At 63.7% G+C, this 25,213-nt stretch carries 17 protein-coding genes and 1 pseudogene; 4 read left to right on the top strand and 14 right to left on the bottom strand.

Annotation, left to right across the window (positions count from 1 at the left end):
* Positions 1–4: 4 nt before the first annotated feature.
* From AC1U2B_RS07480 to AC1U2B_RS07470, 3 genes are read right to left on the bottom strand one after another with little or no spacing between them, the layout of a single operon-like run.
* Positions 5–1,165 (bottom strand): AAA family ATPase, encoded by a 1,161-nt coding sequence (locus tag AC1U2B_RS07480; protein WP_480216287.1) that lies wholly within the window; start codon positions 1,163–1,165, stop codon positions 5–7.
* 2 nt (positions 1,166–1,167) lie between these two features.
* Positions 1,168–2,193: a DNA polymerase IV gene (locus AC1U2B_RS07475; protein ID WP_480216598.1), complete on the bottom strand. Its 1,026-nt coding sequence runs from the start codon at positions 2,191–2,193 to the stop codon at positions 1,168–1,170.
* A 1-nt stretch (position 2,194) separates the two neighbouring features.
* Complete coding sequence (locus AC1U2B_RS07470) at positions 2,195–2,785, bottom strand: TetR/AcrR family transcriptional regulator (RefSeq protein WP_480216597.1); 591 nt, start codon at positions 2,783–2,785, stop codon at positions 2,195–2,197.
* A gap of 162 nt (positions 2,786–2,947) precedes the next feature.
* On the opposite strand from AC1U2B_RS07470, the pseudogene AC1U2B_RS07465 reads away from it, so the two are divergent.
* Both AC1U2B_RS07465 and AC1U2B_RS07460 read left to right on the top strand, forming a co-directional pair.
* A pseudogene (locus tag AC1U2B_RS07465) lies at positions 2,948–3,262 on the top strand (NADPH-dependent FMN reductase); the annotation flags it as partial.
* Positions 3,263–3,331: 69 nt separating this feature from the next.
* Positions 3,332–4,609, top strand: a complete 1,278-nt coding sequence (locus tag AC1U2B_RS07460) for a PucR family transcriptional regulator (protein ID WP_480216286.1) — start codon at positions 3,332–3,334, stop codon at positions 4,607–4,609.
* 525 nt (positions 4,610–5,134) lie between these two features.
* Here the strand turns inward: AC1U2B_RS07460 and fadD2 are convergent.
* The 3 genes from fadD2 to AC1U2B_RS07445 all read right to left on the bottom strand — a co-directional run bounded on the left by fadD2 (position 5,135) and on the right by AC1U2B_RS07445 (position 10,218).
* The gene (gene fadD2, locus AC1U2B_RS07455) at positions 5,135–6,832 is read right to left on the bottom strand and encodes a long-chain-fatty-acid--CoA ligase FadD2 (RefSeq protein WP_480216285.1); all 1,698 of its coding nucleotides are present in this window, start codon (positions 6,830–6,832) and stop codon (positions 5,135–5,137) included.
* Between the two features lie 4 nt (positions 6,833–6,836).
* A complete protein-coding gene (locus AC1U2B_RS07450) occupies positions 6,837–8,843 on the bottom strand; it encodes a fatty acid desaturase (protein ID WP_480216284.1) in 2,007 nt (668 codons plus the stop codon).
* Positions 8,844–8,976: 133 nt separating this feature from the next.
* Positions 8,977–10,218 carry a PucR family transcriptional regulator gene (locus tag AC1U2B_RS07445; RefSeq protein WP_480216283.1) on the bottom strand — a complete coding sequence of 414 codons (1,242 nt, stop codon included), beginning with the start codon at positions 10,216–10,218 and terminating at the stop codon, positions 8,977–8,979.
* Between the two features lie 254 nt (positions 10,219–10,472).
* Here AC1U2B_RS07445 and AC1U2B_RS07440 point away from each other — a divergent pair, with 254 nt between their 5' ends.
* Positions 10,473–12,212: a GMC family oxidoreductase N-terminal domain-containing protein gene (locus AC1U2B_RS07440; protein ID WP_480216282.1), complete on the top strand. Its 1,740-nt coding sequence runs from the start codon at positions 10,473–10,475 to the stop codon at positions 12,210–12,212.
* A gap of 92 nt (positions 12,213–12,304) precedes the next feature.
* Complete coding sequence (locus tag AC1U2B_RS07435) at positions 12,305–12,736, top strand: hypothetical protein (RefSeq protein ID WP_480216281.1); 432 nt, start codon at positions 12,305–12,307, stop codon at positions 12,734–12,736.
* 159 nt (positions 12,737–12,895) lie between these two features.
* Here the strand turns inward: AC1U2B_RS07435 and AC1U2B_RS07430 are convergent, their stop codons facing one another.
* From AC1U2B_RS07430 to AC1U2B_RS07395, 8 genes are all read right to left on the bottom strand, one after another.
* On the bottom strand, positions 12,896–13,318 hold the full coding sequence (locus AC1U2B_RS07430; RefSeq protein WP_480216280.1) for a DoxX family protein: 423 nt from the start codon (positions 13,316–13,318) through the stop codon (positions 12,896–12,898).
* A gap of 32 nt (positions 13,319–13,350) precedes the next feature.
* A complete protein-coding gene (locus AC1U2B_RS07425) occupies positions 13,351–14,904 on the bottom strand; it encodes a succinic semialdehyde dehydrogenase (protein ID WP_480216279.1) in 1,554 nt (517 codons plus the stop codon).
* Between the two features lie 41 nt (positions 14,905–14,945).
* The gene (locus AC1U2B_RS07420) at positions 14,946–16,709 is read right to left on the bottom strand and encodes an acyl-CoA dehydrogenase family protein (RefSeq protein ID WP_480216278.1); all 1,764 of its coding nucleotides are present in this window, start codon (positions 16,707–16,709) and stop codon (positions 14,946–14,948) included.
* A 369-nt stretch (positions 16,710–17,078) separates the two neighbouring features.
* Positions 17,079–18,620, bottom strand: a complete 1,542-nt coding sequence (locus tag AC1U2B_RS07415) for a long-chain-fatty-acid--CoA ligase (RefSeq protein ID WP_480216277.1) — start codon at positions 18,618–18,620, stop codon at positions 17,079–17,081.
* An 83-nt stretch (positions 18,621–18,703) separates the two neighbouring features.
* A complete protein-coding gene (locus AC1U2B_RS07410; RefSeq protein WP_480216596.1) occupies positions 18,704–19,849 on the bottom strand; it encodes a zinc-binding dehydrogenase in 1,146 nt (381 codons plus the stop codon).
* Between the two features lie 328 nt (positions 19,850–20,177).
* Positions 20,178–21,131 (bottom strand): alpha/beta fold hydrolase, encoded by a 954-nt coding sequence (locus tag AC1U2B_RS07405; RefSeq protein ID WP_480216276.1) that lies wholly within the window; start codon positions 21,129–21,131, stop codon positions 20,178–20,180.
* On the bottom strand, positions 21,128–22,675 hold the full coding sequence (locus tag AC1U2B_RS07400) for a flavin-containing monooxygenase (RefSeq protein WP_480216275.1): 1,548 nt from the start codon (positions 22,673–22,675) through the stop codon (positions 21,128–21,130). Before AC1U2B_RS07400 ends, AC1U2B_RS07405 begins: the two co-directional genes overlap by 4 nt.
* A gap of 151 nt (positions 22,676–22,826) precedes the next feature.
* The gene (locus AC1U2B_RS07395; protein WP_480216274.1) at positions 22,827–23,843 is read right to left on the bottom strand and encodes an AraC family transcriptional regulator; all 1,017 of its coding nucleotides are present in this window, start codon (positions 23,841–23,843) and stop codon (positions 22,827–22,829) included.
* Between the last annotated feature and the right edge of the window lie 1,370 nt (positions 23,844–25,213).

The following is a 25,213-nucleotide window of genomic DNA, read 5'->3' as shown; positions in this document are numbered from 1 at the left end:
AGGGTCAGCGCTTTCCCCAGTCCCACGGGGGCGCGCTGATCATGGTCTGGCCGTCGACGTGGCTCTCGCCCCACTGCTTGACCAGTTCGACTTCGCTTGCGTCGCCACCGGCCAGCCGCTCGCGCAGCCTGGCCGAGTGCGTGACCACGACGATCTGCGTCTTGCGCGCGGCCGCGGCGATCATGTCCGCGAGCGGGCCGACCAGGTCCGGGTGTAGTGACGTCTCCGGCTCGTTGAGCACCATGAGCTGAGGTGGCTCGGGGGACAACAGGGCGGCGCCCCAGAGCAGGAATCGCAGTGTGCCGTCGGACAATTCTGCCGACCGGAGCGGACGGAGCATGCCGCGCTGGTGCAGCTGCAGTTCGAACAGCCCGCCGTCGGAGCTCACCGATATCTCGGCGCCGTCGAACGCGTCCCCGACCGCCCGTGACAGATCGTCGAACCCGGCTTCGAGGATGGTTTGCACGGCGGCGGCCAGGTCGCTGCCGTCATCGCTGAGCACCGGGGTGCGGGTACCCACCTGGCGACGGCGAGCCGGCGCGTCCCGGTCGACCCGGAAGCCATCGTAGAAGCGCCAGTCGCGCAACCGATCCCGAACCGCGGCCAGCTCGGGCAGCGCCTCGGGATTCGCGTACTCGGCCAGCACACTGCGGTAGCTGGGCAGCGCGCGGGTCAGCTCGTCGAAGCCGCGGCCCGAATCGGAGGCCACTTCGGCGTAGGTCCGGGTGCGACGGACCAAGGAACTGCTCGGCCGGGGAGACGGCCCCGCGAACACGGTCTCCCGCTTGATCTCCGGGTCCTGCCCGAACATCGAATTGTGGCCCGGGTCCTGCGGCAGCCCGAGATCGATGAAGTAACCGAAATCAGTCGCCGCAAAGCCGAGTTCGAGTGACACGGGCCGGGTCCGGCCGGTGCCCTCGGTGGCGCCGGTCCGGCGGGCCCCACTGGTGTTCTCCGGGCCGGCCCACAGCACCGACTGCAACCCGCCTTCGCGGGCCAGGGATCCGATGACCTCACCACGCCCGCAGTCGGCCAGTAGTCCCAGCGCCCGGTACACCGACGATTTGCCCGTGCCGTTGGCGCCGGTCACCACGGTCAATTCCGAGAGGGGCAGCACGATCTCGCGCAGCGACCGGTAGCCCCGGATGGCGATGGTGGTGAGCACTGTTACGGCATCTCCAGTTCCAGGCGTACTCCGAGCAGCCGCACCGGCCGGTCCAGCTCGAACTCGTGCAGCAGATCGATGGCGGTCCGGGTGATGGCATCCAGATCGGTACCGGCGACCGGCAACTTGCGAATCTTGGTGCGGGTGAAGAACGTTTTGGTGCGCAGGGTCACCGCGACCCGGTTTACCTGCCGACCCTGCTCGACGATTTCATCCAGAGTGCGCCGAGCCAGATCCGTGACAGCGGCTTCCATCTCGGCGGCGTCTGTGAGGTCCTGCGGGAACGTCACCACATGACTGCGCGATCGCGGCACCCACGGCTCGGCCATCACGGTGCTGTCGCCACCGCCCTTGGCCAGCAACAGAATCCACAGTCCCGTCGTCGGCCCGAAGGTCGAGGTGAGCAGCTCCGCATCGGTACGGGCCAGCTCTGCGACGGTGGTGATGTCGAGCTCGGCAAGCTTTTTCGCGGTCTTGGGGCCGACGCCCCAGAGCGCGTCGACCGGACGGGCGCCCATCACCGTCATCCAGTTCTCGGCCGACAGGGCGAAAACCCCGGCCGGCTTGCCGAATCCGGTGGCGACCTTGGCGCGCTGCTTGTTGTCACTGATCCCGACGCTGCACGACAGCCCGGCCTCGGCGGCGATCACGGCGCGAATCTTCTCGGCGAGCTCGAACGGATCAGCCACGGACGCACCGACATACGCCTCGTCCCAGCCCCACATCTCGACCGGATGTCCGAGGTCGCGGAGCAGGCCCATCACCTGTTCGGAGGCTTCGTCATACGCGGGCGCGTCGGAGGGCAGGAACACGGCCTGCGGACACTTGCGGGCCGCGGTGCGCAGCGGCATGCCGGCATGGACGCCGAATTCCCTTGCCTCGTAGGAGGCGCAGGTGACGACCTTGCGAGGTTCGGTGGGGTCGCCGCTACCTCCCACGATGACCGGCTGTCCGACCAGCTCAGGGTGTCGGCGCAGTTCGACGGAAGCCAGGAACTGGTCGAGATCGACGTGCAGCACCCACGTCATCTCAGTGCCCACAAAGCTTGTGCGCCACGCTTTCCCACGCCGCGCCCTGCGCCTGCAGGCTATGGCCGAGGTCGTCGTGCTGGTGGCTCACGTAGTCGGCTTCGAGCAGGGCCAGCAGGGCGTCGGTCTGGGCGTCCAGGTTCCCCGTGGTGCCGGTGGAGTTCAGCAGCATCCGAACGTGGGTGCGGTGGACGGCGGCGGCGGCCCCGAAGCGGCTCTGCGGGTCGCGCCCCGCGTCGGACAGCAGCGCGCGGTGCTGCCAGACGAACTGGAGCCGGTCGCGGCCGTAGGCGATCAGCCGTTCCAGTGGCGGTGCGCCGGGACCAAGCGGGGGTGGGCCGAACATCAGGGCGTTCTGCTCGACCTGCTCGTCCTCGTCGAGAAGCACGAGCATCAGGCCGGAGCGGCTGCCGAACCGGCGGAACAAGGTGCCCTTGCCGACGCCGGCCTCGGCCGCGATGTCGTCCATCGTGACGGACTCGGCGCCGCGCTCTGCGATGAGTCGGCGGGCCGCGTCGAGCAGCAGGAGCCGGTTGCGCGCCGCGTCGCCGCGTTCGACCGGCGCCGCAGGGGTCATCGGCAGGCCGGCCATGGGCAGGCCGGCCATGGGCAGGTTCGTCGGCCGCAGCTGCGCCAACCCGTCGCTCATGATCGAACTTTAGCTCAGGCGGAATTAATCGGACCACAGTCCGGTTGACTCGTGCGAGGATCGGTTCGCTGGAACCGGCCACAGACACAAGCTAGGAGAAAGAAAATGGCAGAAACCAAGGTCCTGGTCCTGGTCGGCAGCCTCCGTGCGGCCTCGCTGAACCGGCAACTCGCCGAGGTCGCGGTCGAGTCGGCGGCCGAAGGCGTGACGGTACGAGTGGCAGACGGACTCGGCGACCTGCCGTTCTATAACGAAGACCTGGACAACGAGGCACTGCCCGAAGCGGTGGTCGCGCTGCGCCAGATCGCGGGCGACGCCGACGCCATCCTGGCCGTGACCCCGGAGTACAACGGCACCATTCCCGCCGTCTTGAAGAACGCGATCGACTGGCTTCCGGGAACGGATGCCGACGGCCCTTTGTCGTCCTTCGGGGACGAACGGACTGACGACGAACTACGGTTTGGGGGTGGCCGGGAGAACAGGTAGCTAATGGCCGGTGGCGGGGACCGCAATGATGACGCGTTGACCCAAGCGATGGCCGGAATCGGCACGCGACTGGACGCTCGCCTCACCGACATCACGCGCTCGGTCTCGGATCAGCTGGTGTCCGATATCGCCGAGCTGCGCGGCGAGGAACAACTGCAGCAGATTCTGGGCGATTCGGTCGCCGCGAACATCGACGCGTTCTTCGCCGCGGCCCGGCACGGTATCTCGATCGACCTCGTGCACGCTCCGGCAGCGGCCATCGAACACGCGCTCCGGCTGGCGCAACGGGACATCTCGGCCAATGTGCTGGTCCGGTCCTACCGACTGGGCCAGCAGGCGGTGCTGAAAGCCGTGCTGGAGGAGATCCGGGCGGCCGAACTCGATCCGCGATTGGCGTTGGACGTATTCGACGTGATGTCGACGATCTCGTTCAACTACATCGACCGGATCTCGCAAGAGGTGGTCGAGGTCTATCAGCAGGCTCGTGAGAGCTGGTTGGAGAACCGAAACAGCTTGCGTATCAATGAGATTCGAGAACTACTCGCCGGTGGCGACGTCGACATCGATGCCGCGACGGTGGCGATCCGGTACCCGCTGCAGCGCACCCACCTCGCGGTGGTCTTGTGGTGCGACGACTCCGAGGATCGACTGGCCGAGATGGAGCGCCTGGTCCAGCAGTTCGCCGCATCGATCGGCGCGGCCGATTCTCCACTGTTCATCTCGGTCGATCGGGCCACGGCCTGGGCCTGGGTCGCGGTGCCCGCGGCAGTCCTGGATGAGGCGGTGACGTGGCTGGGCAGCCTGGTGCCGGCCGAGGGCCTGTACGTGGCGGTCGGCACCCCACAGTCCGGCGTCGCCGGCTTTCGGCTGTCACACCGGCAGGCCGAAGACGCCCGCATCGTCGCCGTGGCGTCGGGACCGCAGCGCCGGCGGTTCACCGCGTTCGGTCACCGCGGTGTCGCGCTCACGGCGCTGCTGGGGTCGAACGTCGATGCGCTGTCGGCCTGGGCCACGGAAGTGCTTGGCCCACTGGCCTGTTCGACGGTCAGCGACCAGCGCCTCCGGGAGACGCTGCAGGCCTTCCTGAAGGCGGGCGGCAGCAACAAGGCCGCGGCCGAGGAGTTGCATCTGCACACGAACTCGGTGAAGTACCGGGTGCAGCGCGCGATCGAACGCCGCGGCAGGCCCATCGAAGACGACCGGCTCGACGTGGAGGTCGCCCTGCTGCTGTGCAGTCAGTTCGGTGACCGGATGCTGGATCCGGCGGATGGCGGCGGGTAAGGGTGGATGAAGTCGGGTGCCCAATTCCCGGCGGGTAACCCCGGCGGTTCGGGTGGGCGTCGGGCCTGCGGTCAGCCGGGGCGCTGGCGGCGTTCGGCGTGTCGCGAACGGTCGGATTGTTCGGATTCGTGGAGACGGGTTGGGAGCCGGTACCGTATGCAGTCCTCAGTGTGGTCGCCGAAGCGGTGGCCGTACTGGCGGCAGGGGTGTGGGCGGTACGTGCCACGCGGGGGTGATCGTCGCATTTGTCACGTCCGTCACGGCTGTACCACAGCTGTGGCGTCTGTCGCGCGGGAATCGGCGTAGCTGGCCACATCCGTCGGGCACGGCCCGTGTGACTACAAGTTATATCTGTCATCTCGCGAATGACTGACCTGCGGAGATGCGTCGATGACAACTTCTATCTGTCACAAAATGCAACTTATTGTTGTCAGCCACCATTGACCTGCGGTTTTGACTCTCGCTTCAACGGCTTGGTCACCACGGCCACGTCATCGCACCTGGCAGCAACACCGCTGTTTCTCGCTACTCGTCGGCCGTGTTGCTGCCGATCTCCCGGAGCTGGCGCTTGAGGATCTTGCCGGTGGGGTTGCGCGGTAGTTCGTCGATGAAGACCACCTCTCGCGGCACCTTGTAGCGGGCCAGGTTGTCCCGGACGTAGGCCTTGATGGTGTCCTCATCGACCGAAGAGCCCTCGATGCGCACGACGAAGCATCGCAGCCGGTGACCCCACTCTTTGTCCTCTACGCCGAGTGCGGTGGCCTCGACCACCTCGGGGTGTCCGCTGACCAGATCTTCGATCTCGGCCGGGAACACGTTCTCGCCACCGGAGACGATCATTTCGTCATCACGCCCGCTGACGTATAGCAGATCGTCGTCGTCGAAGTAGCCGACGTCTCCGGAGGACAGCAAGCCGTCGATGATCTGTTTGCCGCCACCGCCGGTGTAGCCCTGGAACGGGAAGAAGTTGCCGACGAAGATCCGGCCGACATCACCCTTGGGCACATCGTTGCCGTTGTCGTCGAGGATCCGGACCTTCATTCCCTTGACCACCGGACCGACCGTCGCCGGGTTCTTTGAAAGGTGTTGCGGCCCTGCGATAGTCGCAAAAGCGACCTCGGTAGACCCGTACAGGTTGTAGATGACCGGGCCCAGGTCCTTCATCGCCCTGGTCGCCAGTTCCGCGCCCAGCTGTGAGCCGGAGACGAACACGATGCGCAGCGAGGACAGGTTCGGCTCCGGCGAGGTCTGCTTGAGCTCGTCGAGCATGCGCGACAGCATCACGGGGACGACGACGATCGCGGTGGCCTTGTGCCTTTCGATGTCGGCCAGCACGGTCGCCGGCTTGAACCGGCGGCGGAGCACCAGTGTGGTGCCCAGCATCATCGCGATCGTCGAGTGCAGGAAACCCAGTGCATGGAACATCGGCGCGGGCAGCGAGGTCACCTCGCCCGATTTGAACGGCACCGAGGACAGCACGCCGCCGATCGGTGCCAGCGACGGCGGAGCACTGCGGTTGGCGCCCTTCGGGGTGCCAGTCGTGCCGCTGGTGAGGATGATGATGGATGACTTCTTGGTGGCCTGCGGCGGAGTCGCCGTGCTGGTCCTGGCGATCAGCTCTTCAAGGGACTCATCGGTGCTGCCCGACGGTCCGTCCTCTTCCGGGTTGACGCCGAGCGCCCGCAGCTTGCCGAGCTCGGGGTCTGCCTGAGACACCGCGGCGGTGTACTCGTCGTCGTAGATGATGATTCGGCTGCCCTCGCGCTCGGACACCTCTTTGATCTGCGGGCCGGAGAATTCGCTGTTGAGCAGGATGATGCGGGCACCGATCTTCGCGGTGGCGTACACCGAGACCAGGAACCACCGATGATTGCGGGCCAGGATCGCCACCCCGTCGCCGCCCTTGACACCGCGGGCCAACAGGCCATTCGCGACGGCGTTGACCGCGTCGTCGAGTTCCTTGAAGCTCATGGTGCCGAAGTCATCGATCACCGCATTGCGGTGCGGGTAGCGCCGGGCGTTGAGCGCCGGGATCATCCCGATCTCGCCCCACTGCTTCACATCGTTGACGAACGCGGCGATATCGCGCGGCGGCTCCAGTTTGAAGGCTCCCGCCTGGAACATCTTGAGGGCGTAATGAAGCTCGGCGGACCCCCGATCGAGATACTTGCCGACTGATTGCTGAATCTTGGTGAGCGCGTCGACTGGGCTGCGTTTCGACATGTGTTCAGGCCTCGTAGTCAACGGCGACCGTGGGCGTTGTGGGATGGGATTGGCAGGTCAGGATGAAGCCGGCTTCGAGTTCGGCTGCGTTGAGCGCAAAATTTTGCTCCATCGATACGGCACCTGTGGTGATCTTGGCTTTGCACGTGCCGCATGCGCCGCCAAGACAGGCATATGGCGCATCGATGTTGTTCTTCAGCGCGGATTCCAGGACAGTCTCACCTGCGGCCAGCTCCACGGTGTGTTCCGCGCCGGACAAGGTGATGGTCACTTCGGACTTGGGGAAGTCCTCGACGTGTGTGGTTCGGTTCGCAGCCCGGAACAGTTCGAGCCGGATCCGCTCAGTCGGCACCCCAACAGACGCGAGGTCGTCGCGCATGGTCGTGACGAGATCGCTTGGGCCGCAGAGGTACCACCGGTCGATCGAACTGGGGTTGCTGGCGAGCAGCCGTTGAACCTTGGCTAGATCGATACGGCCGCGCAGTGAGGTGGGGTGGTGGACCTCGGCTGAGCGGATGTGGAAGATGCGTAACCGGTCTGCATATCGCGCTTCGAGCTCATCGAGCTCGGTGGCGAACATGGTCGACGCTTCGGTTCGGTTGCCGTAAAAGAGGGTGAAGCGGCTCTCGGTTTCAATCTCCATGGTGGTGCGCATGATCGACAGGATGGGCGTGATGCCGCTCCCGGCCGCTACCGCGACATAGTCGCGCTGAGCGAGCGGTTCAAGCGGTGCGCCGAAGCTACCCGTGGGCGTCATCAACTCTAGGACATCGCCGGCTCGCAGTGATTCGACCGCGAACGTTGAGAACAGCCCGCCATCGATGTGCCGCACTCCGATCGCCAGTTCTCCCGATGTCGCCGAGGTGCAGATCGAGTAGTTTCGTCGCACCTCTTTCCCAGCGATGCGATGTTTGACCGTCAGGTGTTGGCCCGCCTGGAACTGGAATTGGCCGCTGAGGTGATCGGGAACCTCGAAAGTGACTTTGACGCTGCCTGGAGTCAGCGGCTCGACGCTTTTGACTGGGATCGGGTGGGTGCTGGCATGGCGTGCCGCCGAAGAACGCGGCATTCGGACTGGCAGGAGCGCAGCCAGTTTGCCGTTGAGTTGTTTCCACTCGCGGTACTGCGTGGCGTCGAGTTGCTGCCCAAAGACGGTGCTGAGTGCCGAGTCACGCTCGAGGTAGGCGGCCTCGTTACGTCGCCAGGCCGCGACGTAACGGTAGAAGGGGATGGACGGGTGTAGGTGATGGACGAGGTGATAGTTCTGCGACAGGAGCAGGGGGGTGAGGATCCACTCTGCGCCAACGCGGTTGCGGGTCGCGCGATATCGGTTCTCTCGTTGCGTGTCTTCCAAGTCGTGGTGAGGTAGCCAGTCGAACCACCAAGCCAGTACAAACATCGCGACCCGCTCGGGAATCAGATAGACCAGCGCGAGCGTCCACAGATGTCCGGCAAAGGCGGCCCACACGATCACCGCCACAGAGAAGGCCATGAACGCCGCCGTCTCGAGAATCTCGGCGCGGGGGCGCCGGCGCACGTTACGTATCAACAGACCGATATACGGCAGGTCCATCGCCGGGAACCGGATGGGCAGCTGCCACCAGGGCGCAGCGCTGACGAAATGATCGGGATCCAACGCACCGTCGTTGGTGTTGCGGTGGTGTTCGATATGGATGAACGCGAACGAATTGAATGAGATCAGAGGTGAGACGAAGAACATCGCCACGCGACCGAAGGCCACGTTGACCCAGCGATGGGAGCTGATCGAGTAATGCGACGCGTCGTGCAACACAGTGAACAGGATGAAGATTGCCGCGGCGCTCGCGGCGATGGTGGCGATCGCAGGCAAAGTGTCGGTGAGGGCGGCCCACGTTGATGCACCGAAGATTGCAAGCGCAAGTGTGAAGATGCCGACTATCGGCCAAGACAGCGTCGGTACCTGCTCGCCCGGATCAGGCAAGGCGTTCTGCGAGGCCGCGGGTCGGGTTTGGGAGTGTTGAGTCGTGGTCAACGTAGGACTCCTCGCCCGCGCTTAGGGATGAGACACCAACGTACAAACGACCGGTGTCCTCCAACAAGGCCCTCCCAGCCCTGTTTCGTGTGCTGCGAGCACATCCAGCGCGCTCGGGCTTCGGTAACCGGGGCTATGTCTCGGGCAACACCGAGGCGCCCAGCACTTGGCAGACGAGCAGGGCAGCGTGCAGCTCGGCGATCTTGATCGTTGCGGGCCGGCCCCTGCGCTCTTCGGCACGACGCATCCTTTGTAGGACGGTGTTCTTGTGGATTCCCAAGGTGCGTGCTGCGGTCGTCAGACTCCCTCGCGCGTCGAGAACTGCCAGGAGTGCGGCGCGCTCGCCGCGCTCTTTGGCGTCATCTCGTGCGAGATCGCCGAGCTGAACGGCAACAAACGCCCTCGCGGCATCCAAGTCGCGCGTGATGGCATCCACCAGCGCAATATCGCTGAACTCTGTGATCGATGGCGCTGCGCGCCCGGATAGTTCGATGACCCGGCGAGTACTGACAGCCTCGAGGTGTGAGGTGCGAAAGCCTGCAGCCCCCGGATGGGGAGAGCCGACCGCAACGTGAACGTGTAAGCGGTCGCCGGGAAACTCCGTCGACATGCCCATGGGAGAAGTCCTTACCTCCCCAGCGATCGATGCCCATCCCCACACCGCGAGTGGGCCGTCTGGGACGACGAGTGAGTGGCTCACCCCGAGGTGCCGACCAACCTGCCTGGCGAATCCCTCAAGGTCGACGCCCCCGTCGTCGGTCCAGCAGACGAAACCGATCTGCCGACCGGTGAGCCGGTGACTGAGCAGGCGTTCAGCCCGAGCGACGTCGACACGTTCGCCGGCCAGCAGGGCCCGCACGACTTCGTCGCGCTCGGCTCGTGCCCGGTTCTGGCGTCGGTCGAGTTCGGCGACGTACTCGGCAGTCACCAGACTGGAGATACGGTCGATGTATCGAAACCCGTACCGCTCGAGATCGACGAAAGTCCTCAGCGCGATAGCGGGGTCGTCGATCTGTTCAGTGATCGAGTCGGAGAGCTTCTCGGTGAAGTACTCATGACCGAGCCGATAGAACCGCAGCATGACATCGATGCTGTGCCCTCGTGACGCCATTGCTCGCGCGTGTTCGAGCGCCATTACCGGTGCCTCCGCGGCTGCGGCGTCGATCCCATGGCGAACCATCGAAAGTACCGCCTCGAGATTCGACGAGCACGAACCCAGAGTCAGGCCGCGAAGTTCAGCATCGCCGCCGACCTCGGGTATCCGGTTGACGATGTAGCTGTGCATGTCCTCGGCCAAGCTGGTCATATTCGCCAGCAGCGACGCGGCGATACCCCTTCCCGCTGCCGCACCAAGGGTTGGCTCTAGTGCGTCCATCACTGCACACTATCGGCGGCGGAAACGGTCAAGGGCACAAATTGCGCAGCAGAGGCTTGTTGCACCAGAACGTCTGTCATGCGCGGATCCAGAGCTTCGCCGAACGGTTTTCCTGCACATTTGGATGTGCTCTGGGCACATCGGCAAGGGCTGTATGGGACTTGCCGTCTGATGGCAGCCGTTTATAGGTTTCGAAGCATCTCATCTCACATGCCAATCTCACTACCTCCGACTGCCTGTTTTGGGGAGCTGCCATGACGCCTGACTATGACGTGCTTATTATCGGTTCGGGGTTCGGGGGCAGCGTCAGCGCCCTCCGGCTCACCGAGAAGGGTTACCGCGTTGGGGTTTTGGAAGCCGGCCCCCGGTATTCGGACGCCGACTTCGCAAAGACCTCGTGGGACCTGCGAAAGTTCTTGTGGGCCCCCAAGCTCGGCATGTACGGCATCCAGCGGATCCATCTGCTGCGCAACGTTATGATCCTGGCCGGCGCGGGTGTCGGCGGTGGTTCGCTGAACTACGCCAACACCCTCTACATCCCGCCGGACCCGTTCTTCAACGACCCGCAGTGGAAGAACATCACCGACTGGCGCGCCGAACTGATGCCGCACTACGAGCAGGCGCAGCGGATGCTGGGCGTGGTCCGGAATCCGACGTTCACCGATGCGGACAAGATCATCAAAGAGGTCGCCGAGGATATGGGCTGTGCCGACACGTTCGTGGCGACGCCGGTCGGTGTGTTCTTCGGGGCCGACGGTGAGAAGACGCCCGGCAAGACGGTGCCGGATCCTTACTTCGGTGGGGCCGGCCCGGCTCGCACCGGCTGCATCGAGTGCGGCGAGTGCATGACCGGCTGCCGGTACGGCGCGAAGAACACGCTGGTGAAGAACTATCTCGGTCTCGCGGAAAAGGCTGGGGCGCAAGTGCATCCGTTGACCACGGTGTCGAGCTTCGAGCAGCGTGGCGACGGGCTGTGGGAGGTGGCGACCCGACGGACCAACGGTCGGGTGCGGCGCGGCAAGCGGACGTTCACCGCCAAGTACCTGATCGTCGCGGCCGGTACGTACAACACGCAGAAGCTGTTGTTCAAAATGCGCGACACCGGGAGGCTCCCTCACGTGTCCGCCCGGCTGGGCACGTTGACCCGCACAAACTCGGAATCGATCGTTGGTGCCCAAACCCTCACGGTTTCACCAAATCTTGATCTCACGCACGGGGTCTCGATCACCTCGTCGATTCACCCGACGCCGGATACCCACATCGAACCGGTGCGGTACGGCAAGGGTTCCAATGCGATGGGCATGCTTCAGACGCTCATGACCGACGGTGCCGGCCCGCAGGGCACGGACGTACCGCGGTGGAAGCAATTTTTGAGCCAGAGCCGTGCCCGGCCGGCTCTGCTGCTCAATACGCTCATCCCGAGACGGTGGAGTGAGCGCACCGTGATCGCGCTGGTGATGCAGCACCTGGACAACTCGATCACGACCTTCACCAAGCGCGGGCCGGGTGGCATCCGGATCATGTCGTCGAAGCAGGGCCACGGCGAGCCCACCCCGACCTGGATCCCGGTTGGGAACGAGGCGACGCGGCGGATGGCCGAGAAGGTCGGCGGTACTGCCGTTGGCAGTTGGGGTGAACTGTTCAACATCCCGCTGACCGGGCATTTTCTCGGCGGTGTAGTGATCGGTGACACCGCCCAGACGGGCGTCATCGACCCGTACCACCGCGTCTACAACTACCCGACGCTGTTCGTCACCGACGGTGCCGCGATCTCGGCGAATCTCGGTGTGAATCCATCGCTTTCGATCGCGGCGCAAGCCGAGCGCGCGGCATCGCTCTGGCCCAACAAGGGGGAGGGCGACGCACGTCCGGCCCAAGGACAGCCTTACAAGCAGCTCGCACCGACTCGGCCACAACACCCCGCGGTGCCCGCATCTGCTCCAGGTGCATTGAGATCACAACTGTTCGCCCCTGAGCTCAACCTGGGATTGTGAAATTTGGCGACGGTGTCCAGACGTTGCGTGCCGTGGTCCCAAACATTGAGCAGCCCCGCGACGCCGGCTGTCGATGTGAACATAGTGAGGACATGATGGAAGAACTGACGGAGATCGCTGGTCCACTGGCCTTCTACGATTGGTCCGGGACAGCGGTAATGCTTCAAGACATTGCGCACGGGATGTCGCTCGAAGAGTTGGTAGGATTGGACCGGATGCGCTGGGCCGTCGTTGCGGCAGATCTGCGAGCCGGTACCACACCCGGAGCACGCTCCGGGCTTGCGGTGTACGCCATTGATTTGCGCGACTGGGACGTCAGCCAGCCTGAGCAGCGCGGCCGTGCACTGGCCCGGGCCATCAGTCAAAAGTCCGTCGGCGTCACCAAAATTCTCCGCACGGACCTTGGCGTCGGCGATGTCTTGGCGCAAATGAAGACGGCCCATGTCCGGTTTCGGTCAACCGCTGTCCGCGATGTCAGACTGTCCGTCCTGCCATCGCCTGACACGACGCACGACTCAAACTGAAATTGTTCGACGCCCTGCCAGCTGAAGAATCGGGACGGGCGATCACGACACAGCTGCCGATGTTGGCAGCGATATACCGACCGCATCCTGCTGCACACATCGATGAGCTACTAGCGGCCGACTCGACGGCGTGTCTTCGCGTAACGCGCTCGGCGGGGCTCAGCCCTTGGGAGTCGGAATGGCGGTGGACCAGAGTGCCCAGGCGACGAGGGCAGGCTGAAACAGCAGGCGGATGAACCGACGACGGTCGGTGGTGAGGACGAATGCGTCGCGCTTGTTGCGGTACTGGGCGATGTTTCCCGGGAACACTGCGATGAAGAACGCGGCGATGATCTGTCCGATTTTCACCCGGTCCCGGGTCAGTACCGCCAGGCCCGCACCGAGCATGATCTCAACCCCGCCGGAGGCCATGACGACGCCGTCCGGGTCCAGCGGGATCGATCTGGGCACTTGCGCCTGGAAGTCCTCGCGGGCCCAGGAGAGGTGGCTCAGTCCAGCGACGACGAGCACGCCCGAGAGAGCCAGTCGGGCGACCGTGCGCAGCGCGGTGGTGGGGGGCTCGATCAGCTCGTTGGATGTCATCGGTTCTCCATACTTTAGGTGGCGCCGCGGTCTCAGCGGCCTGGGATCCATTGCAGGCCTTTGACGAAGGGCGGCAGGATCCTCGCCCACAGCTTCGGCGGCACGCGGCGTGGGCCGCCGAGATTCAGGACGCGGGTGGTGGCGACGGTCTGCGGTTCGGTGTATTTGATCAGGCCTTCCGGGCCATGGCGGCGCCCGACGCCCGAGGTTCCCATGCCGCCCATCGGTGCACCGGTGCTACCCCAGGCGGGGCCGTAGCCTTCGTCGACATTGACGGTGCCGGCGTGGATCCGGGCGGCGATCGCCTCACCCTCGTTCTTGGTAGCCGCCCACACGCTGGCGTTCAGACCATACTCGGTGTCGTTGGCCCGCTCGACGGCGTCATCGACGTCTGCGACCGAGTAGACCGAGACAACCGGTCCGAAGGTCTCGTCGCGGTAGCATTCGGCGTCCGCCGGAACGTCGGTGAGCACGGTCGGCTCGTAGAACAACGGGCCGAGGTCGGGGCGGGCTTTGCCGCCGGCGACCACAGTGGCACCCTTGGCCACGGCGTCTTCGACGTGACTGGCCACGGCTTTGAGCTGGTCCTCCGATATGAGGCTGCCCATCTCGATGCCGAATTCGTAGTCTGCACCCAATGTCATGGCGGCGACCCGCTCCCCGAAGATGCGAGTGAACTCGGGTGCGATCGATTGTTCGACGTAGATTCGTTCGATGGACACGCATAGCTGGCCGGAGTTGGAGTAGCAGGCGCGCACGGCGGCGTCGGTCACCTCGCGCAGATTTGCCCCGGCCATCACGATCATCGGGTTCTTGCCGCCCAGTTCGGCGGAGAAACCGATGAGACGGGCGCCGGCCTGTTCGGCGAGCAGCCGACCGGTGGCGGTGGACCCGGTGAACATCACAAAGTCGGAGTTCTCAACCAGGGCGGTGCCCACCACTGAACCCGGCCCGGGGATCACGGCGAACAGATCCTGCGGTAGGCCCGCCTGGTAGAGCAACTCAACGCATGCCAACGCGCAATACGGAGTCTGGCTGTCGGGTTTGAGGACAACGGCGTTGCCGGCGAGAAGTGCCGCGATCGCGTCCGATACCGCGAGTGTCATCGGGTAGTTCCACGGCGAGATCACCCCGATTACGCCTTTGGGCTGGTACCGCACCACCGTCTTGGTCAGCCCGGGCAGCATTCCAGCTACGCGTTTGGGCCGCAACAGCTTTGGCGCGACGCGCGCGTAGTACCGGGCGGTCAAGGCGATGTCGAGGACCTCTTCCTGGGCGGCGGCGCGCGACTTGCCGGTCTCAGCCTGCGCCATGTCCATCAGCTCACCGCGATTTTGCAGTACCAGGTCGCGGTAGCGGTGGAGGATGGCGGACCGCTCCTCAATCGAACGCTCGGCCCACCTCTTCTGTGCGACGCGGGCGCGGGTGATTGCGTCCCTGGCGTCCTGCTCGGTGCCGACCGGCACTGTTGCCAATTGCTTGCCGGTGAACGCTTCGATCACAGGCCGGGTCGGACGAGTGGCTGCATCCGGGATGGCGATCAGGTCAGCGAGCCGCTTGAACGTGGCGGTGGACGGTGCAGGCATATGTGCCCCTTACAGGATGGTGGGTTGGGTGTGCCGAGCGGCTACGAAATGCGTTGCGGCTCAGCTGCGGTGGGTCCTTGGTTCATTTCGTAGGCGCCGGACAACGCGGCGACACGCTGCCAGATGAGATCGAACCGCTCCGCGTCAACGACGGGTCTGTCGATTGCTGCCAGAATGAGCTGCTGTTGGGCCTCGGTGGTGGAAGGTTTGTCGTGCAATCCGATTGCCGCAGCATTGAAGTCGCGGACCAGTACGTCGAAAATCTGGTCCACCAGGTCGGCGTCGACGCCGACGATCTCGGCTTGTTCCAGGATCAGCTGCCCGTACACGACCAGCGTGAACAGTTCGGTCAGGGCGAGCCCGAAGTCGAGGTCGCCCTGCTGGGCGGCATCTGGGGCGGCCTCGGTGAGCAGCGTGACCAGGTGTTCGGCCTGTGCGGTGAAGCGGGCCACGTTCGGGATGGCCGCTGATGCCGCATATGCTGCGCGCCAATCGTGGAAGCGCACCTTCGCCAACCCGCGGGCGGGGCCTTGGCGAAACAGGAACTCATCGTCGGCGGCATCGAGCCGGGTGGGCACCGGCGGGTAGGGCTGGGGATCGAACAGGTAAGCGGGCATGAACTTCCCGATCAGCGCCAGGTTCACCGCGACGGTGCCCTCGAGTTTGGGCAGCCCGTCGACGTCCGCCTTCGCGAGCAGAAGGTACTGGTCTTTCTCGAAACCCTTTGCGGCCACGACCTCTGACAGCAGCCCGACCACCTTCTGCGCCTCGCTGGTCACCTTCATCTTGGTGATCGGGTTGAACAGCAGATACCGACGATCCTCGGGGTTCGCGGTCCGAAAGTAGTCCACCGCGCGGTCGGCGAACAGCCGCATCCCGATGAGGCGCGCGTAGGCGTCGACGAACTGGCGGCGCACGTGCGGGAAGTCGGTGACGGGGTGCCCGTACAGAATCCTGTTGTGCGCGTGGGTGATCGTCTCGTAAAGGGCGTGTGTCGCCGCGCCGATACCACCGAAACACAGGTTGAACTTGCCGATGTTGACCGTGTTCAGCGCCGCGTCGAACGCGTCCTGGCCGGTGTGCAGAATGTCCTGCGCGGTGACCGGGTAGTCCTGCAGGGCGAATTCGGCGACGAATAATTGTGAGGGGACGATGTTCTTGACTACGTGGAAGTTTGGGTGTCCGGAGTCGGCGTAGAAGAACACGTACTGATCGGGACCCTCGATTCCGGCCAGACGCCCGAACACCGACACGGTGCTGGCGCAGTTGCCGTTGCCGATGTAGTACTTCGACCCGCTCGCGCGGAACCCCCCGGCACCGTCAGGGGTCAAAACCATGTCGGTGGAGTAGATGTCGGCGCCGTGTTCCTTCTCCGAGAGGCCGAACGCGGCGACACCACCATCGGCAAGGGCGCGCACCGCCCGGACGCGGGCCGCGTCGTTGCCGCTCTGCCACACCGGGCCCAACCCGAGCACGGTGACTTGCCACGGATACCAGTAGTTGAAACCGTAGAAGCCGAGGATCTCCGAGAGCGCCGCCACCCGCGCCGTATCCCACCGCTTGTTCGGATCGCCGTCGCCGTCCCGCGCGGGCGTCAGGAACGTCGCGAACAGGCCTTCCTTCGCGACGAACTCCAGAAAATCGGTGTAGAAGACCTTGTCGTGGTAGTCCTGGATCAGCCGCTGCTTGCCGCGGTGTTCGAACCAGTCGATCGTCGCGCGCAGCAGCCGCCGCGTCTCGGGATCGAAATGCTCCGGGGAATACTCCACCGGATTGAGCAACAATCCGTCGGATGCTGGCGTCATTAGCGTGTCCTCTTCTCTACGAGTCCTGGATGGTCCGCACTTCGCGTACGGTCACGGTGGGTCAGGGCTGGGCAGGCCGGTGATCATCGGTGTCGCGGCCAGACGGGGTCCGCTTGACTTTCGCCCGGCGGGCCACCCGCTCAGTGGTGAACGTCGCACTCCTCGTTCGCGCTCCGCGATGAGATGCCAACGTACAAACGGCCGACGTCGGTCAACAAGGCCCTCCCAGCCCTCTCCCGTGTGCTGCAAGCACATCCGGTCCGCTTGGGTGACCTTCAGTGAGGCGATGGGTCGGATAACAACCGAGGCCCCCGGCACGTCGAACATGAGTAGAGCGGCGTGCAGTTCGCCGACTTGAGCGACGCGCGGTTAGGTGAGTTCGCGTTTGAGGATCTTCCCGGTGGCGGTCGTGGGCAACGAGTCGACGATGTCGACGATCCGGGGGTACTTATATGCCGCCATCTGTTCCCTACTCCAGTCGATGAGCTCATCACCGGTCAGGGTGGCTCCGGCGTTGGGGATGACAAACGCCTTGACTTCCTCGCCATGACGTTCGTGCGGAACGCCGATGACCGTGGCGAGGCTGATGTCTGGGTGGGTCATCAAGACTTCCTCGATCTCCTTTGAATAGACGTTAAAGCCACCGCGGATGATCATGTCCTTGGCTCGGTCGACGATGAAATAGAAGCCGTCGTCGTCCTTTCGGGCTAGGTCCCCAGTACGGAACCAACCGCCGCGCATGGCCTCCGCCGTGGCTGCAGGGCGCCCGTAGTAGCCCTTCATGACGTTGTGGCCTTTGACTGCGATTTCGCCGACTTCGTCGACTGCGGTGATCTCTTTCCACTCGTCGTCGATAAGCTTGACCTCAACACCCCAGACCGGGACACCGATGGAACCGGGGCGCGGCTCGCAATCGGGGTCATTGAAGGTTGCCAGCGGCGATGTCTCGGAGAGTCCGTAGCCTTCCAGAATCTGCACGCCGAACTTGTCCTGCACTCGGGAGATAATGTCGGCAGGAAGACTTGCCCCGCCTGAGAGACCGATCCGTAGGTTACGGGCGATCCGCTCGACGTCGACGTCGTCGGTGAGCGATTCGAGCAATCCCCACCACATTGTCGGAACTCCGGCGAAGAACGTGATGTCTTCTCTCTGGAAGAGATCGATGACCTGACGGGCGTCAAAGCGTGGAATCAGGTGCAGCGTGGCACCCGTCGAGAAGCCGGCATGCATCTGCACCGTCGCACCGAAAGTATGGAAGAGCGGGAGTGCCACGATGTGCGTATCGGTGGTCCTATTTTTGAAGAGCCGATTGCATGTGAGCGCATTCAGGAGCGTATTCGCGTGAGACAGCTCTGCACCCTTGGGCTGGCCTGTAGTGCCGCTGGTGTAGAGGATGGTCGCGGTGTCGGTGGCCTCGGTGGGAACAGACTCGAATACGCCCGACCGCCCGGAGAGGGCCTGTCCGAGCGTCTCGACGCCGTCGATTGGGCTTGGCGCGGCCGGGTCAGCGGTAATGAGGAAGAAGTTCTCCGTGATCGATTCCTGGAACCCGGCGTATCCCTCCATTCCGATCGGGAGTTCCTTGGTTCCCTCGAAACAGAAGAAGGCCACGGCGTCGGCATCGGCCAGGTGATAGGCCACCTCTCGTCTCTTGAGCAAGATGTTCAGCGGAACAACAACACATCCAGCCTTGAGGACGCCGTAATAGACGATGGGGAACCAGGGGAGGTTGGGGCTGCTCAGCGCCACCTTGTCTCCTGGTTGGACGCCCCGTTCCACCAGCAGGTTCGCAACCTGATTCGCCGCTCCGTCAACCTGTGCGTACGTCAACTTGGTGTTGCCCAGGACCAGCGCATCCTTGGATGGATACCTACGCGCTGAATCATCGAGGAGGACAGACAGATTCAACATGATTCTCCTGGGGGCGTCAGCTGTGATGGGAGGTGAGATTGCATCGAAGCGTGTGCGTGATGACAACCCTGGGCATTGCACTCTCACCGGAACGGATCGATGAGAATCTTCGCGTGGCGCTCTGGATCACTGAGGTCGTAGAACGCCTGTGCGACGCCGTCGAGGCCGACGGTCGCAGTGTGCAGGGGTGACGGGTCGACTTTCCCGGAGGCGATCATGCCCAACGTTTGGCTGAACTCCGCGGGGTCGTAGCCGAACACGAAGCGCAGGTCGATCTCTTTGCTGAGGGCAACAGCTGGTCGGAACCTGTCGACCTCGGTGCACATTCCCACCACTGTCACCAGTGTACGAAGCGGCGCGTTGGCGATAACGTGGTCGATGATTCCGGGGACGCCGGCACATTCGAATACGACGGGGCCGCTCGGGGTTTGCCCGAGTCGATCGGCGCCGAAGAAGATCTTCTCCACCGAGATCATCGGGATCCTCCGCACGGCTTTGGTCATCTTGAGTGCGAACGCGAGGAGTTGCGGTGTCGAACTGACCGGGCTCTTGAGTGTGAGGGTGTCCCAGGGCGCTTGAACCCTCGGGTCGACGACCACATCCGCACCGCACTGGCTGGCGAGCTTCCGACGGCCGGGCGAGAGATCGGAGGCGATGACCTTTGTGACCCCCGCGGCTTTGAGCATCAGGATCACTGCCAGGCCGATGGGTCCGCATCCGATGACGACAGCGGGGCGTTTCTTTCTTATGCCCGATCGCCGTACCGCGTGCCGTGCGACTGTGAGGGGCTCAGTGAACGCGGCCTTGTCGGGCGAGACGCCGTCAGGAACGGGGAATGTCAGCGCTTCCTCGACAAGGGTGTATTCCGCGTAACCACCTGCCGCATGAATATCGAAGCCCGTCATATGCATTCCGACCTCGGTCTGCAGGACGGGTAACGCTGTCACCGTCGTACCTGCGGCCCATCGGCCGCGGGTCTTCGGGCCGTATGACACCACCTCGCCTAGGAACTCGTGGCCGAGAATGACCTCTTGGTTTGGAAGGATCGCTGTCGCGTAGCCCGATTCGAGCAACAACGCGTTCACCTCGGTGGCGTCCTTTTTGGCATGCAGATCCGATCCGCAGATCCCGGTCCGCAGTACTTTGATCAGGATCTGGCCCGGACCTGGTTCGGGTGTCTTCACCTGACGAACGCTGAGTTCGCCCTCGGTACAGACAACGGCCTTCATCGCATCTTTCTCCTGTGCATCGATGGAAATTGAGTCCTGAGCGCCAGAGACGCACCGGATCATGTGGTCGTCGCGTTCGTCGTCGATCAGAACGTTGCGATACGTCCTCGTGATGTCGGGGCGTCCGCAAGAACGTCCGCGCGAATTGCCGCGGGTGACTTCACCAAATAGGTGACGGCCTGCGATGCCGAGCCCTCCTGAAACGGATGTTAGGTCGGCATTGGGTACTTCCAAACCTTCACGAACCAACGCTCACCTTCAACGAGCACTCCGGCCGGTCGAAATTCACGTTGGGGGCGCGAAGTGCGACGTTGCTGGGGTCTGATGCTCATCTCGAATCTTTGTCCTGCTGCGCGATGGTGCTGATGAACTTGGTGACGAGGGTGGTGATCAGGGTGGGGTTCTGTTCCACCACCCAATGGTTGCCCGGAATCGCGCGCGTGGACAGGCTGTCCACGAACGGCTTTGGTGCTTCGAGTCCGAGCGGAACGGTTACATGGGCGTCGTCGGTCGGGGCGAGAACCTGCACCGGACACACCGCTCGAGCGGGTCGTGGTGTGAGAAGGTGGCGGAAGTTGGCGCGGTACAACTCGATACCGTTGATTGCGTCACGCAGTGACCGGCGTCCGGACGGGATTTGTCGATCGGTCGGGACGCCGATGTTCTCGGATCGCGAGACCGTTTTCTCGATGACACCGCGCCGCACCAGCAGTTCGGGGAGGAAAGGGAGTTGGAACGCGACGATGTACCAGGAGTGGACGAGTTGACGTGCGAACTTACGCGGGTGACGGTGCCCACGTCGCAACCACGCGCCGGCCATGTCCAGACCCGGCCCCGAGACGGACGTGAAAGACGCCAGTTTGTCGGCAAACGCTGAATCGGTTACGGCGGCCCAGCTTTGGATCGACCCCCAGTCGTGGGCGACCAGATGAACGGGTGAGTCAGGACTGGTCAGGGAGATGACGGTGGCGAGATCGTTTCGCAATTGGGACATCGCATACCCGCCCCGCTTGGCGGGTTGCCCTGATGCTCCGGTACCGCGCACGTCGTATGTGACGACGTGGAAGTCGCCGGCCGTTAGAGCGATTACCGGTTCCCAGACCGAGTGGTCGTCGGGATATCCATGGACGAACAGCACCGTTGGCCGACCGCTGTCGCCGTACTCGTAGATCGCGAGCTTGACGCCGTCGGTGGCGTCGGCGAATCGCGTTGGCTCACCTGGCCGAGTGGCATTGTTGGCTGTGGGGGCGGGGGTCTCATGCGTGGTCGGTGCGTTGGTCACTGGACGGCTGCTTTGACTTGCGCGGTAGCGTCGTCCGCGAAATCGACGGCCGGTGAAGCGGCCCACGTGAAGCGAAGCTCGGGGTCGTCGATCGGGTCCTTGCCGAGGACGATCCGGTCGTGGTTGAAGTCCTGGGGAGCTTGCCACGGTCCGTGGGTGCCCTGTTTGGGGAACAGGTGCATCGCCCGGTTGACGTAGCCCGCGTCGAATTCGAAGAATCGCTTGACCGGCATCGAACTGTCCGAAACGACGGGTACGACGCTGGAGTAGCCGTTCTCGCTCATGTGGTCGAGAAGTCGGCAGAACCACTGTGCGACGAGATCTGCTTTGAGAGTCCACGAGTGGTTGATGTACCCGACGGTGAACGCGAAGTTCGGGAGGCCGCTCACCATCGCGCTCTTGTAGATCACGTGATCGGGTAGATCGATCCGTTGGCCGTCCACTGCGAAAGCGATCTTTCCGAAAGGCACCATATTCAGACCCGTCGCGGTGACGATGATGTCGGCGTCGAGCCGTGTGCCTGATTCGAGTTCGATCCCGGTTTCGGTGAAGCGCACGATCTTGTCGGTGACAACCGCCGCGCGGCCCTTCGCGATCGCTTTGAACAGGTCACCGTCTGGGACCGTGCACATGCGCTGGTCCCACGGGTCGTACTCCGGATGGAAGTGAGTGTCAACGTCGAAGCCCTCCGGGAGTGCAGCGGCCGTGATTTTGCGGACGAGTGCCCGAGCCTGTCGAGGGAACCTCCGGCTGCCCTTGTAGACGAGATTCTGTTTCCGAATGCTGATCTCACGGGAGATCGTGTAGGCCGTCTTCTCGGGGAGGATTTGTCGGAGAGTGTTCGCGAGCGGATCCTTGCGCGGGATGGGAACCACGTAGGACGGGGATCGCTGCAGCATTGTGACGTGCTCGGCCTCCTCCGCAATCGACGGCAGAAGAGTGACGGCGGTCGCGCCACTTCCGATGACCACAACCTTCTTGCCCGAGTAATCCAGGTCTTCGGGCCAATGCTGCGGGTGGATGATCTGTCCCTCGAAATCATCACGGCCCGCGAAGTCCGGCGTGAAACCCTCGCCGGCGTCGTAATAGCCGGCGGCCGAGAACAACATCGACGCGGTCACGTCGTGTCGGACTCCGTCACTGACGCGCTCGAGTGTGACCACCCAACGTTGCTCGGGTGTCGAGAAATCCGCCCGAACGACCGTGAAGCCGAGATGGATGTGGCGCTGCAGACCGTTTTCGCTGACGGTTTCCCGGAGGTAGTCGAGGATCTCGTGGGCGTCGGCGATCGAGTTGTCACGGCGCCACGGCTTGAAACCGAAGCCATACGCCTGCATGTCGGAATCCGATCGAATCCCGGGGTAGCGGAATAGATCCCACGTACCGCCGAGCGATTCGCGCCCATCGACGATCGCGAAGGTTCGGCCAGGCTGTGAATGCTTGAGCGTATATCCCATCCCGATTCCGGAGAGGCCTGCGCCGACGACGAGGACGTCGACGTGATCGAATGCGAGGCCCGAATCAAACGCATGGGCTTTAGGCATGTCAACTCCCGTAATTGAGCTTTCGTGTGATGCTGCTTACCAGCGTCGCAATCCGGCGGCGCTAAAACTTGTCCCGAGACGACACAAAGTTGCCATTTGGCGACAGGGTCTTGTGCGACGGTTACGCGTGGCGTCAGTTGGGCGCCGACCGCTACAGGACCGGGTCCTCTGGGCGGCTATCGCGGCGCCGTTTGAGGAGGGCGCGCGGCGATTCGCCATACCAGCGGCGGCAGGCCCGGGTGAAGCTGCTCTGTTCGGCATAGCCCAGCGCCGAGGCGAGTTGCGAGGCCTGCAAGCCGGTTGCGGCGAGCTCCCAGGCAGTGGCTCGTCGAACGTCGTCGAATATCTTCTCGAAGGTCGTGCCTTCGGCTGCAAGTTCGCGTTGCAGCGTGCGCTGATGCAGAGACACCGCTCGGGCCACCCGGCTGAGGCCCGCCTCGCCGACCAGGAGCAAGCGCCGCGTGACGTCGCGGACGTGCTCGGCCAGCGCTACGCCGGAATGCACCCGTGCCAGGTATTCCTGAGCAAGTGCGAGTGCGGCTTCGTCCCGAGCCTCGATGGCGCGGGCGACATGTGCCGGCGACAGGTGGATAGCGTTCTGGCTCTGGCTGAACTCCACAGGACAAGCGAACACGGCGAAGTAAGACTCCAATGGTGCTAGCCGTTCATGCTGGAACGTGACCTTTATCGGCACCACTCTGTCGCCGCTCATGACGTTGATGGCGTTCATGGCCAGCGCTTGGCTCTTCTCCACCGTCTGGCGCCGGTTGAAGTCGTTGTGAACGATCGTCGAGTACGAGTAGATCGCCGATCCCGCCGATGTGGTCAGCCGCGCCGTATCGGCCGGTGCAAGGTTTCCGAGGAAACGACAGACGTTCGTGATCGCTTCGCCCACTGTCTCGGCATTCCGCAGGATGACGCTCAGCGGTCCCAGCGATGCGATGCTCTGCATGCCACCAAGACGCAATCCGAAGTCGAGACAGTCGAATTCGCGGGCCGCGTGTCCGAGCACCGCGGCCGCGTCTTCGTAGCGGACGTATCGGTCGAAGTCGCCGACTGCGAGCGGATCGATGCCGTGGGACCGGACGAGAGCGTCGGCATCACCTCCGAGTTCGGTGATGAGCTCGTCTACCCGCGAGATTGCCGAACCACGAGTCAAAACAGCCACGGATCCCAGTGTTAGGGCAGTGTCGTTCAAAGACAAGTTTTGGGCTGGGTGGTTCTCAATCGCCGGACGAGCGACTGCAGCGGCGTGCCTTGCCGGTGCCGGTGGCGGCTCGGGATGAGATGCCAACCCGCAAACGGCTGGCGTTCGGGGCCCTGGCAGCCCTCTCTCGTGTGCTGCGAGCACATCCGCAGGTAGATAGTGCACCAAACGCCCGAGTCATAGCCTCGGATACGGGAACCCACGCATAACGGCGGGCAGCGGAAGGGGTTTCGGTGGTATCGACAGTCGCCTGGTGGCGGCAGAGGCTTGAATGTCATTCGGCTTCGCGAAGTTTGCGATGACGCGGTGGAGCTGCTCGTGCGCGTCGTGGAAGGCATAGCCTTCGATCCACATTGCACATAGCTGGGTGAGTTGTGGGCGCAGCGGGATGCGTTTGGCTGCAACTAGATTGATGAGACTCCTGAGAGCCGCGAACGTGTCGCCAGCGCCGAGAGTAACGAACGCGAAGTTCCGTTCACCGGCGTTCATGTGGGGCCTGGCAGCCTCAATGAGTGCCCAGGCCAGCTTGGCTTCTTGTACGTTTTGCACTGCAATTGCCGCGTCTTTGCGGTTTCACAGAGGCGCCGGGTCGGCGCGGACGGCCTCGTGTGAGGGGTACAGACCTTCGCAAACCTCATCGCGTGTGCAGATCTGCATCAGTTCCGCCCTCGATGCTTGACCTCTGCGACGAACCTGTGGCCGAAGTAGTCGACGACGCCCCAGGAGTAGGGTCCGCGTATTTGTGTCACGCCCAACCTGTGGACTGCACGGCGCGCATCTGCTCCCGAGCAGAAGTCGACTAGCTAGCGGCGCCTTTGGAGCGCGTGGCTGTTCACATCTACTCTGTGTGGGACAGTTGTTGGCTCTGTGGCAGCTGAGGCGAGCGGTGTCATCGGGTCATTGTTTGCTCTCAGGTGACAGATAGCGCTTGCAGGTGACAACTAAAACTTGGAGTCACACGCCGGCGTGTCGCAGGCGGCGCGTCGCCGCAACTTGTCGGTGGCTGGTGATAAACCGGTAGTTGGAGCGCGACACGCCCCCGGGTGTGATGTGCGACACGCCGAGGGAGTGTCTCGGTATCGGCCTTACGACCTGGGAATTTCACGAATGTTGTTCAGAACATCTTGTATCTGTTCGGTTTGTCGCCCACTAGGTGTAGTGTTTGACGGACCGACAGGACCCAACGAATTGAGGGTCGGCCGGGGCCGGAAAATCAGTCGGGCGGGGATTCTCAGGGATTCTCGGACGTACTGGCGGAGCGGCTCGGGACGACCGGCGATGCGGGAATTTCAGGGATTGCCGGGCCGCTGATCCAGATGGGGATATCAGCG

The sequence above is a fragment of the Mycolicibacterium sp. P4_G11 genome (genome assembly GCF_056555145.1).
Note: the sequence above shows the minus strand (reverse complement) of the source record. Positions and strands in the feature narration are given on the sequence as shown.